Origin of the sequence: Microbispora sp. H10885 (assembly GCF_014161415.1) — a bacterium.
In the GTDB taxonomy this organism is placed as follows: domain Bacteria; phylum Actinomycetota; class Actinomycetes; order Streptosporangiales; family Streptosporangiaceae; genus Microbispora; species Microbispora triticiradicis.
Genome location: NZ_JABBWY010000003.1, coordinates 419,828 through 435,739 on the forward strand (window position 1 = coordinate 419,828; position 15,912 = coordinate 435,739).

Genomic DNA, 15,912 nt, shown 5'->3' on the forward strand with positions numbered 1-15,912 from the left:
ATTTGACGATTCTGGCGGATCCCGACAGCACGGTCGCCGATCTGATGCTTCGGCTGGGTCTGGCGGAGGACGAGGTCCGGGTCGCGCTGGACCGTCTGCGCCGGCTCTCGCTGCTCCGGCCGTCCCGGGAGGACCCGGGCGTGTTGTGCCCGGTGAGCCCGGGAATCGCCCTGGAAGCCCTCGTCAAGCACCAGGAGGCCGAGCTGGTCCGCCGGCAGAACCAGATCGCGGAGAGCCGGGCGGCGATCGCCGTGCTGGAGGCCGAGGACGCGATCACGCGTCACGCCTCCGGCGACGTCCTGGAACGCCTCGCGGACATCGACGCGATCAGGGAGCGGCTGGTGCAACTGGCCCGCGACGCCCGCTACGAGTTCCTGTCCCTGATGCCGGTGGGCACGCGGTCCGCCGAGAGCACGGCGGCGAGCCGGGCGCTGGACGAGCAGATGCTGGAGCGCGGGGTGGCCGTACGCGCCCTCTTCCTCGACACCATCGACCGCGACCCGGTCACGGCGGGCCATGCCCGCCGGCTCACGTGGCTGGGCGGCCGGGTGCGCACCCTTCCGGTGCTGCCGATCCGGATGATCGTCGTGGACCGTGAGGTGGCGATGGTCCCGGTCGACCCCGAGCACGTCGCGCTGGGCGCGGTGCTGGTCCGCGGCGAGGGCATGGTCATGGCGATGCGCACGCTGTTCGACCTGATGTGGGAACGCGGCCGGGACTTCGGCGAGTCCCGCACCCGCGACGGCGACGGTCTCACCGACCAGGAGCGTGAGCTGCTGAGGTTCCTGTGCGAGGGGCACACCGACGAGGCGGTGGCCCGCAAACTCGGGATCTCCACCAGGACCTGCCGCCGGATCACCGCGGACCTGATGAACCGGCTGGGCGCCCGCAGCCGGTTCCAGGCCGGGGCACGGGCGGCGGAACGCGGCTGGTTCCGCTATCCCGAGCCCGCGCCCGCGCCCGGACCCGGCATGTGGGCGGACGCGCCGACCCTGTGACGCCGTACGACCTCGTGGCGTCGGACGGCCTCGGGACGTCGGACGGCCTTGTGACATCGGGCGTGCTCGCGGCATCAGGCGTCCGCCGGTTCGCGGTCTCCGGCCAGCCGGTCCCGCAGGTGGTCGACGAGTGCCGCGGGTGTCGGATGGTCGAACGCGATGCTGGCGGGCAGGGCCAGCCCGCTGGTGGCCGCGAGGCGGTTGCGCAGCTCCACGATCATGAGTGAGTCCAGGCCGAGCTCGAACAAGGTGGCGTTCGGCTCGATCCAGTCCGCGGCGTGACCGCTGACCTCGGCGACCTGCCCGACGACCAGGTCGAGCAGCAGCGCGTCCCGTTCATCCGGTGAGAGGCCCGACGGCGGCAGCGCGCCCATGACGTCCGGCCCGGCCTCGGGCTCCGGCGCTGCCACGGTTCCGGCACGCGTCGCCGCGAGGTCCAGGTCGGCCGGCACGATCAGTGGCTCCGCCACGGCGAGTGCGTCGTCGAACAGCCCCAGTCCGTCCTGGACGGGCAGCGGCGTGATTCCGGCGCGGCGCATCCGTTCGAGGTCGGCGGGACCGAGGCGGCCGCCCATGCCGTCGGACTCCCACAGCCCCCAGGCCAGCGACATCGCGGGGAGCCCGAGCGAGTGGCGGTGGCGGGCGAGGGCGTCGAGGAACGCGTTGGCCGCCGCGTAGTTCGCCTGGCCCGCGGTGCCGAGCACGCCCGCCACGGAGGAGAACAACACGAAGGCGTCCAGGTCGAGCCCGCGGGTGAGTTCGTGGAGGTGCCAGGCGCCGTCGGCCTTCGGCCGCATGACGTCCTCGACCTGCCGCGCGGACATGGCGGTGAGCACCGCGTCGTCGAGCACGCCCGCCGCGTGGACGACCGCGGTGAGCGGATGGTCCGCCGGGACCGCGGCGAGCAGCGCCTCCACGGCGCCGCGGTCGGCGACGTCGCAGGCGACGGCCCTGACCTCGGCCCCGAGGCCGGCCAGGTCGGCGACGAGCCGGTGGGCGCCGGCCGCCGCGTCGCCCCGGCGGCTCGCCAGGATCAGATGGCGTACGCCGTGCTCGGTGACGAGGTGCCGGGCGAGCAGTGCCCCGAGGCCGCCGGTTCCACCGGTGACGAGCACCGTGCCCTGGGGGTCGATGCGCCGGCCGTTCCGGCCCGTGATCAGGGGGACCTGCACCGGCTCCGGCCGATGGAGTACGCCGTCTCGAATGACGATCTGCGGCGCGCCGGTGGCCACCGCCGCCGCGATCGCGTCGCGGGAAGCGGGCGTCCCGTCGACGTCGACGAGCGTGAAGCGGCCCGGGTTCTCCGCCTGAGCCGACCGGATCAGGCCCCAGGACGCCGCGTTGGCGAGGTCCTCGACCGGGTCGGTGGGGAGGGCGGCCACCGCGTGCCGCGTGAGGAAGACCAGCCGTACGCCGGCGGGGGCGTCGTCGGAGAGCCACCGCTGCGCGAGTTCCAGCGTGCGGCGGGTCGCGCGGCGGGCCGCGGCGGGCGTGGGGTCGTCCGGCGGCAGCGGCACGACCACCGCGGCGGGCGGCTCCCCGTCCGCCGCGACGGCCGCCCACGCGGAGGAGAGATCACCGGGGTGCGCCGTGACGATGGGCCGCGGTCTCTCGTACGGCGTCTCGTGGGGCGGCTCGACGACGGGCCAGGCGACGCGGTACAGCGCTCCGCGGCGGCCGGCCGAACGTCCGAGCTGCTCTGGCGCGACGGGCAGCAGGTGCAGCGACTCGACGACGACCGCCGGGCGGCCGGTCTCGTCCCACCCGGTGATCGACACCGCCCCCGGACCGGCCGGTGAGATCCGCACCAGGAGCTCACGCGCGTCGTGTGCGGAGAGGGCGACCCCGTTCCAGATGAACGGGATGCGCGGCCGCGCGGTGCCGTCTCCGGCGTCGGCGACCAGGTCGACGAGCCGCTCCGGCGCGCCGTCCAGGCCGAGCCCGTGCATCGTCGCGTCGAGCAGAGCCGGATGCGGGCCGAACAGGGCGGGATGCAGGCGCCGGTCCTCGGGCAGCCGAAGCTCGACGTAGAGATCGTCGCCGTGCCGGTGGGCGGCGCGGACGCTCTGGAACACCGGACCCCAGCCGTAGTGGCCACGGGCGTTGAACCGCCGGTAGAAGTCGCCGACCTCGATCGGGACCGCGCCGCCGGGGACGCCGCTCGCGGGCCGGTCCGTCTTCGCGGCCCCATTCTGCGCAGAGGCGACACCGCCGGGCCGGGCCGGGCCGAGCACACCGGTGGCCAGTTGCGACCAGGGACGCCCGCGAGCCTCGCCTTCGCCCCTGCACCGCAGCGAGAACTCCCGTCGCCCGGCCGGGCCGGCGGGTCCGGCCCGGAGCTGCAGTTCGACCCTGCCCTCGGGCGGGACGATCAGGGGGGCCTTGTGCGTCAGCTCGACGACCTCGGCGCACCCGGTCTGCCGGGCGGCCCACGCGGAGAGTTCCAGGAACGTCACGCCCGGCACGACGACGCGCCCGTGCACCTCGTGGTCCGCGAGCCAGGGTTGCGTACGCGCCGAGAGGCCCCCGGTGAACAGCATGCCGCCGTCGTCGAGTTCGATCGCCTGGTCGACCAGGGGATGGCGCTCCGCCGCCCGCGAGACGGCGGAGGCGTGGCTCCGGCCGGACGCCGGAAGCCAGAACCGCCGTTGGTCGAAGGCGTAGGTCGGAAGATCGACGGGCGTGCCCCGCCCGGCGGGGAGGACGTTCCGCCACACGACGGCCTGGCCCTGGCAGTACGCCTCGGCCAGCGCGGCGACGAGGCCCTGCGCCGCGCCCTGCCCCGGCCGCACGACCGCGATCGGCGCGCCCGGGCGGAGCGTTGTGCCTGCCTGGTGCGGTGCGTCTGGGTGCTGCGGTGCGTCTGGGTGCTGTGGTGTGCCGGTCCCGTGATGTGGTGAGGCCGGCTGGTGTGTCGCGGCCGGGTCGTCCTCGGCGGGCGTGGGCATGGTGGTCGGGGTGGGCATCGTGGTCGGGGCGGGCATCGTGGTCGGGGCGGGCATGGTGGGACCGAGCACCAGGACACGGCCCGCTCCGCCGGCGGTGAGCAGCCTGGCGCCGTCCCACGTCCCGGTGGTGTCCCGGCGGGTCCAGTGCCCGGGGTCGGCCAGATCATGGGCTGTCAGGAACCGTCCGGTCGAGGCGTGGACGATCGGGATGGCGGGCTCGACGAACCGGGTGCGCCCGACGACCGTGCGGACCTCGCGCAGCGCCGCGTCCTCGTCGCCCCGGCCCGCCAACTGTCCTGCGAACCGGCCCAGGGCGACGGCCAGGGCCGCGGCGTCGGTGAGGGAGAGAGCGCCGGCGACGTAGGCGGCGGCCGGCTCGCCGCTCCCGGCGCCGAGAACGTACTCGGGCGTGACCCCGAAGTATTCGAGCAGCCGGGTGAGCGCCACGTCGGCCGCGAACCGGGCCGCGTACGCGTGGGCGGAGGAGTCGTCCCCGAGGGTGCCGGGGGCGGTGCGGAGCACGTCGCGCAGGGGAGTGTCCAGATGGGCGTCCAGTGCGCCGCGGACGGCGTCGAACTCCGCGGCGAACACCGGGAACGCCTCGTACAGCCCGGGTACGGAACCGATCCGCCCGTCACCCATCTGCCCGTTTGCTGCCTGTTCCGTGCTGACCGGCCCGGTGCTGACGAGCCCGGTGCCCTCGGGGTAGAGGAACGCCGTCCGTGCCGCCTTCGCGACGCCCTGGACCACACCGGTCACGGTGCCGAGAGGACCTTCGCCACGGGCGAGCCGGTCCAGCGCCTCGGCCAGCTCGGCGTGGGTCCGGCCGGTGACGGCGGCCCGGTGCTCGAACGGGTGCCGGGTCGTGACGAGCGCGTGAGCGACGTCGTCGAGGGGGAGCTCCGGGTGACGCGTGGCGAAGTCGCGGAGCCGAACCGCCTGCGCCCGCAACGCCGTCTCCGTGCGCGCGGAGATCAGCCAGGGCGCCGGCGACGCCGTCTCGGTCCGCGTTCCGGGCACGTGGGCCGGGGGCCCTCCGTGCACGGGTTCCGGCTTCTCCTGTGGTGCGGGCTGCTCGATGACGACGTGGGCGTTGGTGCCGCTGATGCCGAACGACGAGACGCCTCCCCGGCGCGGCCGGCCCGTGCCGGGCCAGGCGGTCGGTTCGGTCACGAGGCGCACCGCGCCCGAGGACCAGTCGACGTGCGGGGTCGGCCGGTCGACGTGCGGCGTCCTCGGCAGCACGCCGTGCCGCATCGCCATGACCAGTTTGATGATCCCGGCCATTCCGGCCGCCGCCTGGGTGTGCCCGATGTTGGCCTTGACCGAACCGAGCAGCAGCGGCGGCCGCGCCTCCCGGTCCCGGCCGTACGCGGCGAGCAGTGCCCTGGCCTCGATGGGGTCGCCGAGCGCGGTGCCGGTGCCGTGCGCCTCCACGACGTCCACCTCGGCCGGGCCGAGCCCCGCGGCGGCGAGCGCCTGTGCGATGACCTGTTCCTGCGCCGGGCCGTTGGGCGCGGTCAGCCCGTTGCTCGCGCCGTCCTGGTTGACGGCGCTGCCCCGGAGGAGGCCGAGGACCCGGTGGCCGTTGCGGGTCGCGTCGGAGAGCCGTTCGAGCAGGAGCATCGCGGCGCCCTCGCTCCACGCCGTGCCGTCGGCGGCGGCGGCGAACGGCTTGCACCGGCCGTCGGGAGCCAGCCCGCGCTGCCTGCTGAACTCGGTGAACACGGTCGGGGTGGCCATCACCGTGGCGGCGCCGACCAGCGCCATGCCGCACTCCCCGGAGCGGAGCGCCTGCCCGGCGAGGTGGACGGCGACCAGCGACGACGAGCAGGCGGTGTCCACCGTCAGGGCCGGTCCCCGCAGGCCGAGGCCGTACGCGATGCGGCCGGAGTTCACGCTCGGCGCGGTGCCGGTCAGCAGGTGCCCGGCGACGTCCTCGGGGACGTGCGTGCCGTCGCCGCCGTACTGGTGCGACGACGCGCCGACGAAGACACCGGTGTCGCTCTCCCGCAGGGTGGCGGGGTCGATCCCGGCGCGTTCCATGACCTCCCACGCGAGCGTGAGCAACAGCCGCTGCTGCGGGTCCATCGCGACGGCCTCGCGGGGGCTGATGTCGAAGAAGGCGGGGTCGAACTCCCCGGCGTCGTCGAGGAAGCCGCCGAGGTTCGTGTACGACGTGCCGGGTCGTTCGCCGTCGGGGTCGTACAGCCGGTCCAGGTCCCAGCCCCGGTCGGTGGGGAACTCCGACACCGCGCCGGCGCCGGACATCAGCAGGTCCCACAGGTCCTCGGGGGAGCGCACGCCGCCCGGGTAGCGGCAGGCCATCGCGACGATGGCGATGGGATCCGCGTCCGGGTCCACCGGCGCGGGCGCGGCGGCGGCCGGGGCCGCGACGCGATCGGACGTGCCGGTGAGCTCCGCGTACAGGCGGTCGGTGACCGCGTCCGGCGTCGGGTGGTCGTACGCCAGGGTGGCGGGAAGCGTCAGGCCCGTGGCGGCGGTGAGCCGTTCCGGCAGTTCGACGGTCATCAGGGAGTCGAATCCGAGGTCGCGGAAGGGCCTGCGCGCGTCGACCGCCTCGGCCGACTCGCCGACGATCGCCGCCGTGTGGCCCAGCACCACGTCCAGGACCCGCGGGCGCCGCCTGGCGGCGGGCAGGGCGGCGAGTTCCCGCCGCAGCCCCTGGCCGGACAGTCCGGACGCGGGGACGTCCTCAGGCGCGCGAAGCACCTCCCGCGCCGCCGGCAGGTCGTCGAGCAGCGGACGGGGACGCGCCGCGGCGAACGGGGGCACGAACCGCTCCCACGCGATGTCGGCGATGGTCACGCAGGTCTCGTCGTCGTCCAGCGCGTACTGCAGCGCGGCCATCGCCTGCTCGGGCGGCAGCGCCTCGACGCCGTGCCGCTGCAGGTGGCGGGCGAACACGGCGTCCGCGCCCATCCCCGGCCCGGCCCACAGACCCCAGGCGAGCGAGGTCGCGGTGCGGCCACGGGCGCGGCGCCGCTCGGACAGGGCGTCGAGGAAGGCGTTGGCCGCCGCGTACGCGGCCTGGCCGGTGGTGGCCCACAGGCCGACGCCCGCGATCGAGGAGAACAGCACGAACGCGTCCAGCGCGGTCTCGCCGAACAGCTCGTCCAGGTTGACGGCGCCGGCCGCCTTCGAGCACGCCTCCGCGAGATCGCTCGCGGTGAGGTCCTCGACGGGCACGCGCCGCCCGACCCCCGCCGTGTGGAACACCGACCGGATGGGGCCGTGCTCCGCGGTCACGGTGCCGACCAGCTCCGCCAGCGCCGCGCGGTCGGCCACGTCGCAGGAGGCGACGGTGACGGCGGCGCCGAGCGAGGTGAGCTCCGCTTCGAGGGCCTCGGCGCCCGGCGCGGCCCTGCCCCGGCGGCTGGCGAGCACCAGGTGCTCGGCTCCGCCCGCGGCCAGCCATCGGGCGACGTGGGCGCCTAGACCGCCGGTGCCACCGGTGACCAGGACGGTTCCGCGCGGGCGCCAGGGTTCGCCGGCGGACGGCGGCCGCGACGCGCTCACCAGCCGGCGTCCGAACAGCCCGGCGGCGCGAATCGCGATCTCCTCCTCGTGCCCGGGCCCGTTCAGGGCCGTACGAAGGAGAGGCGCGGAGCGGGTGTCGGCCGGGAGGTCGACCAGGCCGCCCCACGAGCGCGGGCGCTCCAGGGCGACGGAACGGCCGATCGCCCAGATCTGCTCCTGCGCGGGGCTTTCGACCGGGTCCGTGGAGCCGGTGCCGACCGCCCCGCGGGTCAGCAACCACAGCGGCGCGTCGAGCGCGGCGTCGCCGAGGGCCTGCACGAGCGTCAGCGTCGCCGACAGGCCACGCGAGATCTCGGCATGACGCGGGTCCGGGCGTTCGTCGAGCGCCAGCAGCGACAGCACGCCGCCCGCACCCGCGGCCCCGTCACCCGCCGTCCCGTGACCCGTGCTGCCGTGACCCGGGCTGCCGTGACCCGAGCTGCCGTGACCCGTGCTTTCATGACCCAGTGCGGCGCGCAGCCGCGACGCGAGCACGTCCCGGCCGGCGTCGCCGCTCACCTCGGTGATCGTCCGGACGTCGGCGCCGCCGTCGGTGAGGGCGTCCGCGCACGCGGTCACCCATTCGTGGTCCGCGTACCCGGCCGGGACCACCAGGAGCCAGACGCCGCGCGGGGCGGGAGCCGCCGTCACGGGGATCGGCCGCCAGGCGACGCGGTACCGCCGTCCGTCGGCGGCCGCCCGTTCGCTGTGCCGCTGGTGCCAGTCCGACAGGATCGGGACGACGGCGCCCAGCGACGACCGCTCGTCCGTGCCGGTGACTCCGAGCGCGTCGGCGACCGCGCCGGTGTCCCCGGTGCGTACGGCGGCCCAGAAGCGCGTCTCGGCGGGGACGGCCGTGGACGGCCGCGATTCGGACGCGTCCGGACCGGGGGTGGCGGTCAGCCAGTAGCGCCGATGCTGGAAGGGGTACGTGGGCAGGTCGGCGCAGGCGGCCGGCCATCCGGCGCGACCCGGGTGCGGGGGCACGCCCGCGCCGCGGGCCCGGGCCCAGGCGACGGCCCGGTCGGCGGTCTCGGCCTCCGGGCGTCCGCGCTGCAGGACCGGCATGAACTCCGGCGCCGGGCCGGACTCGGGCGACAGGGCCGCGAGGGTGGTCCGCGCGAGCGGCGCGAGCACGGCGTCGGGGCTCAGCTCCAGGTAGGAGGTGACGCCCTGTTCGGCCAGCCGGTGGACGCCGTCGAGGAAACGCACCCCCTCGCGCGCGTGCCGCACCCAGTACGCGGGCGAGCACAGCTCCTCCGGGGTGGCGATCCGGCCGGTGAGGTTGGACACGACGGGGACGGCGGGCGGCCGGAAGGTCAGGGCGGCGGCGACGTCGAGGAGGTCGCCGAGCATGCCGTCCATGTGCGGCGAGTGGAAGGCGTGGCTGACGTTCAGCCGCCGGGTCGCCCAGCCCAGCTCCTCGCAGTGCCGCGCGACGTCGAGCACGGCCTCGGTGTCGCCGGAGACGACGACGGCGGCCGGGCCGTTGACGGCCGCCACGCCGACGGCCTCCTCGTGCCCGGCGAGCAGCGGGCGCACGGCGTCCTCGGCGGCGCGGATCGACACCATCGCACCGCCCTGCGGCAACTCCTGCATCAGCCGTCCGCGGGCGGTGACGAGCGCCGCGGCGTCGGCCGCCGACAGCACGCCCGCGACGTGCGCGGCGGTGAGCTCGCCGATCGAGTGGCCGATGAGGTAGTCCGGCGTGATGCCGTGCTCCCGGGCCAGCGCGTACAACGCGGTCTCCAGGGCGAACAACGCCGGCTGGGTGTAGCGGGTCTGGCCGAGCAGGTCCGCCTCGGCCGACCCGGCGGGCGCCCACATGACGTCGCGCAGCGGCCGGTCCCCGTGTGCGGACAGATGCGTGTCGAGGTGCGCGCAGACCTCGTCGAGCGCGGCCGCGAAGACCTCGGACGCCTCGTACAGCTCACGGCCCATGCCGGGCCGCTGGCTGCCCTGCCCGGCGAACAGGAAGGCGGTCTTGCCAGCTCCTCCGGCGGCGCGCAGCACGCCGGGAGCGGGCTCGCCCGCGGCGACCGCGCCGAGGCCGGACAGCAGCGCCGCCCGGCTCGCCGCCGTGATCACGGCCCGATGCTCGAACAGGGTACGGCCCGTCGCGAGGGCCGCCGCGACGGCGTTCGCGTCGAGGCCGGGGCGGGCGGCGACGTGGTCCCTGAGCCGCTGCGCCTGCGCCCGGAGAGCCGGCTCGGTCTTGGCCGAGATCAGCCACGTCGCGGGCGTCCCGCCGTCCGCATGGGTGGTCGGCGGCGGCGCGGTCTCCGGGGACGTGGCGGCCGGGGCCTGCTCCAGGATGAGGTGCGCGTTGGTGCCGCTGATGCCGAAGGACGACACCGCCGCACGGCGGGGACGGCCGGCGTCCGGCCAGCCGGTCGCCTCGGTCAGGAGGCGGACGCCGCCGGAGGACCAGTCCACGCGGGGGGTCGGCCGGTCGACGTGCAGCGTCCTCGGCAGGACGCCCGCGTCCATGGCCAGCACCATCTTGATCACCCCGGCGGCCCCGGCGGCGGCCTGGGAGTGACCGATGTTCGACTTCACCGAGCCGAGCAGCAGCGGCCGGTCGGCGGGCCGCTCCCGGCCGTAGGTGGCCAGCAGGGCCTCGGCCTCGATCGGGTCGCCGAGCGAGGTGCCGGTGCCGTGCGCCTCCACGGTGTCCACGTCCGCGGGCCCGAGCCCGGCGGCGGCCATGGCCGCCCGGATCACCCGCCGCTGCGCGGAGCCGCTGGGGGCGGTCAGCCCGTTGCTGGCGCCGTCCTGGTTGACCGCGCTGCCGCGGATCAGCGCCAGGACGGGGTGGCCGTTCCGCCGCGCGTCGGACAGCCGTTCGAGCACCAGCAGCGCAGCGCCCTCACCCCAGCTCGTGCCGTCCGCCGCGGCGGCGAACGGCTTGCACAGGCCGTCGGCGGCGAGTCCGCGCTGCCGTCCGAACTCGGTGTACATCGTGGGGGAGGCCATCACGGTCACGCCGCCGGCCAGGGCCAAGCCGCACTCGCGGAGCCGCAGCGCCTGGCAGGCCATGTGCACGGCGACCAGCGACGACGAGCAGGCGGTGTCGACGGTCACGGCGGGGCCGCCGAGGCCGAGGGTGTAGGCGATCCGGCCGGAGATGACGCTGCCCGTGCCGCCCGTCAGGAGGTAGCCCTTGAGCTCGTCGGGTCCCTCGTGCCCGCGCGGGCCGTACTCCTGCGGGATCGCGCCCACGTAGACGCCCGTGTCGCCACCCGCGAGCGTCGCGGCGGGGATTCCGGCCCGTTCCAGGGCCTCCCAGGTGACTTCGAGCATCAGCCGTTGCTGCGGGTCCATGGCCAGCGCCTCGCGCGGCGAGATGCCGAAGAAGTCGGCGTCGAAGCCCGCCGCGTCGGCCAGGAACCCGCCGACGGCCGGAACCTGCCAGCCGCGGTCGGCGGGCACGTCGGACACCGCGCAAATGTCGGACTCCACCAGCCGCCACAGGTCCTCGGGCGACCGTACGCCACCGGGATACCGGCAGGCCATCGCCACCACGGCGATCGGATCGTCGGCCGCCTCCGCGACGGCGGCGGTCGCAGCGTTCTGCGTGCTGGCCGTCGTACCGGCCGTCACGGTGGCCGCCGGGCCGCCTGCCTCGCCGACCAGGCGCTCGGCGACCGCGACCGGCGTGGGATGGTCGTAGACCAGCGTCTCCGGCAGGCGCAGCCCGGTCGCGGCGCTCAGCCGGTGGCTCAGTTCGACGCCGGTGAGGGAGTCGAAGCCGAGATCGCCGAAGGCCTGCCGCACGCCGACGGCCTCCGGGGTCGCGTGGCCGAGGAGGTCGGCGACCTGCTCGCGCACCAGGGCCACCGCTGCCGCTTGCCGTTCCGCCTCCGGCAGTCCGGACGTCACGCGCCGCCAGGCGGAGTCGTCCCGCGCTGACGTCGTGACCACGACGGGGGAGGGAGCCGGCTCGATCGCCTGAGGGGCGGTCGGGGTGATCCAGTGCGACGTGCGCTGGAAGGCGTACGTCGGCAGGTCGACCAGGGCCGCCTCGTCTCCGAGCACGGCCGGCCAGTCGACGTCGGCCCCGTGGACGTAGGCCAGTGCCATCGACCGCAGCACGCCGTCGTGGTCGGGCCCCGCGGCGAAGGCGGTGCCTGTCGCGCCGGTCAGCACGGGATGCGTCGCGAGTTCGACGAAGACCCGGTGGCCCTCGCGGGTCAGAGTGCCGACGAGAGGGCCGAGCCGGTCGGGGACGTCGGCGGGTGCGGGTCCGGCGGCGGCGCCGACGGCGGCCCGGTCGAGCCTGCCGCCCGTACGCGTCGAGTAGCAGGGGATCTCGCCGTCATCCGGCGCCGTCGCGTCGAGCGTGCCCGCGTCCGGTACGCCTGCGTCCGGCGCGGCCGTGACCGGGGCCTCCGGCGCGCTCGCGTCAGGGGTTGTCGCGGCGGGCGACGGCAGTTCGGGCATATCGGGCGGGCCGGCCGGGGGGAAACCCGCGCGGCCGTGGACGATCAGGCGGGCGGCCTCGGCGAGGGTCAGGAGACCGGCCGCGCAGGCGGCCGCGATCTCGCCGTCGAGATGGCCGACGACCGCGCCGGGCCGTACGCCGAAGGACCGCAGGGTCGCGGCGAACGCCACCGCGACGGCGAACGACATGGGCCGGGCGACCTCCGGCGCGTCGGCGCCGGGCGCTCCGGGCGCGCCGCGCAGGACGTCGAGCGGCGACCAGCCGGTGCACCGCTCGATCTCCGCCGCGCCCCTCTCCAGGTGACGGCGGAACGTCCGTCCGGGAAGGGTGGGCAGGTCCAGCAGCCCGGCCGCCGTAGCGAGGTGGCCGGAGACGTCCTCAGGCGTCCCGGGGAACACGAGGACCAACGTGCCCTCGTCGTCGGCGCCGCCGCGCAGGAGGTGGCCGGCCGATCTGCCCTGTTCGGCCGCCGCGAGACCCGTCAGGAACCCCGCGCGGTCGGCGGCCAGGACGACGGCGCGCTCCCGCAGGGAGGCCCGCGTCACGGCGAGCGAGCGCGCCACGTCCGCCGTCCCGGGCCGCGGCTCTGCCCCGGCGAACTCCCGGAGGCGTCCGGCCTGGGCCCGCAGGGCCTGCCCGGTCTTCGCGGACAGCACCCACGGCAGCAGCAGGTCACCGGTGGCAGCGGCCCGCGCCACCGGGCGCTCGGCCGGGGGCTCCGCGGGGTGCGTCACCGAGGGCTCTCCCGGGCGTGCCGCCGGGCGCGTCACCGGACGCTCCGCCGGGGGCTCGCCCAGCACGACGTGACAGTTGGTGCCGCCCACGCCGAACGAGGACACGCCCGCCACCAGCGGCCGGTCGGGCCTCGGCCACGGGGACAGCTCGGTCTGGACCCGGAGGCCCAGCCGGTCCAGCGGAATCTCCGGGTTCGGCGTGACGTGGTTCAGGCTCGGCGGGAGCTCCCGATGGGCGAGGCTGAGGGCCACCTTGAGCAGGCCCACGATTCCCGCCGCGCCCTCCAGGTGCCCGACGTTGGTCTTGACCGAGCCGACGGCGAGCCGGTCGCCGTCCGGTCGTCCCGTTCCCAGGGCCGCGCCGAGCGAGGCCGCCTCGATCGGGTCGCCGACCCGCGTGCCGGTGCCGTGCAGCTCGACGTACTGGACCTCGTCCCGGCCGACGCCCGCGCGGCGCGTCGCCAGCTCGATCACCCGCTCCTGCGCCTCACGGTTCGGGACGGTGAGCGTGCCGGTGTTCCCGTCGTTGTTGACGGCGCTGCCCAGGATCACGCAGTGGATCCGGTCCCCGTCGGCCTGGGCGCGGCGCAGCGGCTTGAGCACGACGGCCGCGGCGCCCTCGCCCCGGACGTAACCGTTGGCGCGGGCGTCGAAGGTGAAGCAGCGATCGTCGGGAGACAGCCCGCCGAACCGCTCCGCGCCGACGGTGCTCTCGGGCACGATGTTCAGGTTGACCCCGCCCACCACGGCCAGGTCCGCCTCCCCGCTCTGGAGGCTCTCGCAGGCGAGGTGCACGGCCAGCAGCGACGACGACTGGCCGCTGTCCACGGCGAAGCTCGGGCCGCGCAGGCCGAGGTGGTAGGAGATCCGGTTGGCGATGACGCCGCGGTTGGAGCCGGTCAGGGTGTGCCGGGTGATCCCCTGGAGCCCGTTGCGGTGGAGCACCGTGCCGTAGTCGCCGGACATCGTGCCGACGAACACGCCGACGTGGCGGTCCCTTATGGAGGTCGGCGCGATCCGGGCGTTCTCCAGCGCCTCCCAGGCGAGCTCCAGCATGAGCCGCTGCTGGGGGTCCATGACGGCGGCCTCGTTCGGTGAGATCCCGAAGAACTCCGCGTCGAACTCGTCGATCCGGTCGAGGAACCCGCCGGGCCGGTGTCCCTGCGCGACCTCCGGCCGGCCGGGCGGCGGATCGGTGATCGCGTCCTTCCCCGCCCGCAGCAGCCGCCAGAAGCCGTCCGGGCCGGGCGCCTGCGGAAGCCGGCAGGCCAGGCCGAGTACGGCGATCGGCTCGGCGTGGCTCATCGCTGCGCCTCCCGGCCGTCGCCCTCGGCGAGCACGGGCTGGCGGCGCCAGGCGCCCGGGTCGCCGGTGTCTTCGGGAGCTCGGGCACAGATCACGTACCGGCCGGGCGCCATCGCGGAGTACCGCCCGTTCAGCAGGCCCAGGCAGGCGCGGTGGGCCTCCCGCGGCGTACTGACCGCGCCGCCCGCGGCGACGTAGGCGGTCAGCACGGGACGGCCGTCGTCGTCCGGCACGGCGAAGACCCGGGCCGGCGCCTGGACGGCCTCGTCGACCACCGCCTGCACCTCCGGCAGCTCGATCCAGCAGTTGTCCACCCGCAGCCACTCCGGGCCGCGGACGACCGGCGTCAGCCCGGTGATCTCGGTCATCCGGCGGAGATCGACGTCACCGGCGGCGGCCGCGGCGAGCAGCCGGTCGATCCCGAGCAGCAGCGCCTCGATCTCGGCCGCGGGGATCAGGTCGGCGTGGCCGGTGGTCAGGCCGAGCAGCGGCTCGCCGTCGGAGTCGATGACCCGCATCAGGAGCAGCACCCGGAAGTACGGCGGGATGTGCCAGCGGAGGGCGGTCCGCGGGAGCGCCTCCTGTGCCGCCTCCGGCGGCCCGGACGGCCGCGTCTCGCCGTCGAAGAAGATGTTGATGTTGGAGGCGCAGTCCCGCTGGAACAGCGTGCCCCGGCGGTCGCCGATCTCCTCCTGGAGGTCCTGGAGCAGCCTGACCTCGTACAGCCCGTGCATGGCGGCCCGCAACGTCGCGCCGCCGGTCCGCCGGACCAGCTCGTCGAAGCTGGTGGTGCCGGCGTCGACGGCGAGCAGGCTGTCCTGCGCCAGGGTGCCGACGTAGTCGTGCATCTCCCTGCCGATCCGGTTGTTCGCCAGCGAGGCGAACACCAGGTCGGTGACGCCGGTGCGCCAGGAGACCACCGCGCAGAACGCGGCCGACAGGACCATGGGCAGCGTGGTCTGCGTACGCGCCGCGATGTGCGGCAGCGCGAGCCGCAGCGCGGGCGAGTCGAGCCAGCAGCCGAGCGGCTGCCCCTCGCCGCCGGAGGCCGGCACCGCGTAGTCGTGGTGCACCTCGCGTTCGTCACCGCCGGCCGGCCGCGGCATCGCGCAGAGGCTCTGCGGCATCCGTGACGTGAGCTGCCGCCAGTACCGGAGCGACGCCTCGGCGCGGCGCCGGCCGCGGGTGGAGTTCTCGACGAGCGCCTGGTCGGCGGGCTGGTGCGTGAGGGGCCCCGCGTGGCGCTCGTCCGGGTGCCGGATCAGCTGGTTGAACTGCCGTACGACCACGGCCAGGCTCTCGCAGTCGACCGCGAGGTGGCTGCACGCGATGAGCACCACCCTGATGGCGCCGTCGCGCATGGCGACGGCGGCGCGGAAGAGCGAGTCCGCCACGTCGTCCACGGGCGCGGCCTGCAACGCCGAGATGAGGTCGGTGACCTCCTCGGGGCCGACGGGCGAGCCGGCGTCGGCGTCGGTCTCGTATACATCCACGGCCACCTGGCCGGAGCCCGACACCACCTGGCGCCGCCCGTCGCCGGTGACGAAGGAGGTCCGCAGCGACTCGTGCCGCTCGACCAGGACCGCGAGGGTGTCGGTCACGTCGCGCAGAGTGGTGCCGTCCGGCACCGTGACGGCCCACTCCATCATGCGGTAGAGCCCCGCCCGGGTGTCGTCACCGAGCCATTCGAGGGTGTTGATCTGCCCGAGCGTCAGCGGCGCCTCCACCGCGCGTCCCCCGGCGTATTTCACGTGAATGCGTTCGGTGAATATCAGGCCACCCATGCCGCCTCCTGAACACTCAGCGCTCGGGGGATCGATGAATTTCACACGGAGGGTATTAACCAGGCGGCCGGCGGCCTATTGGGGAAATCTCCACATCTCTCGCCCGGCGGGGCCGGCGGGTGATGGTAGGGAAAACCCCAATATCCATCCCGGGTGGCT

General features: G+C 75.4%; 3 protein-coding genes. 1 reads left to right on the forward strand and 2 read right to left on the reverse strand.

Annotation, left to right across the window (positions count from 1 at the left end):
• Window positions 1-2 precede the first annotated feature (2 nt).
• Window positions 3-998, forward strand: coding sequence for a helix-turn-helix domain-containing protein (locus HHX37_RS10400; RefSeq protein ID WP_220502753.1), 996 nt, complete (start codon window positions 3-5; stop codon window positions 996-998).
• Between the two features lie 74 nt (window positions 999-1,072).
• Here the strand turns inward: HHX37_RS10400 and HHX37_RS37680 are convergent, their stop codons facing one another.
• Complete coding sequence (locus tag HHX37_RS37680; protein WP_310740326.1) at window positions 1,073-13,969, reverse strand: type I polyketide synthase; 12,897 nt, start codon at window positions 13,967-13,969, stop codon at window positions 1,073-1,075.
• Window positions 13,966-15,753 carry a condensation domain-containing protein gene (locus HHX37_RS10460; protein WP_182885268.1) on the reverse strand — a complete coding sequence of 596 codons (1,788 nt, stop codon included), beginning with the start codon at window positions 15,751-15,753 and terminating at the stop codon, window positions 13,966-13,968. Before HHX37_RS10460 ends, HHX37_RS37680 begins: the two co-directional genes overlap by 4 nt.
• Between the last annotated feature and the right edge of the window lie 159 nt (window positions 15,754-15,912).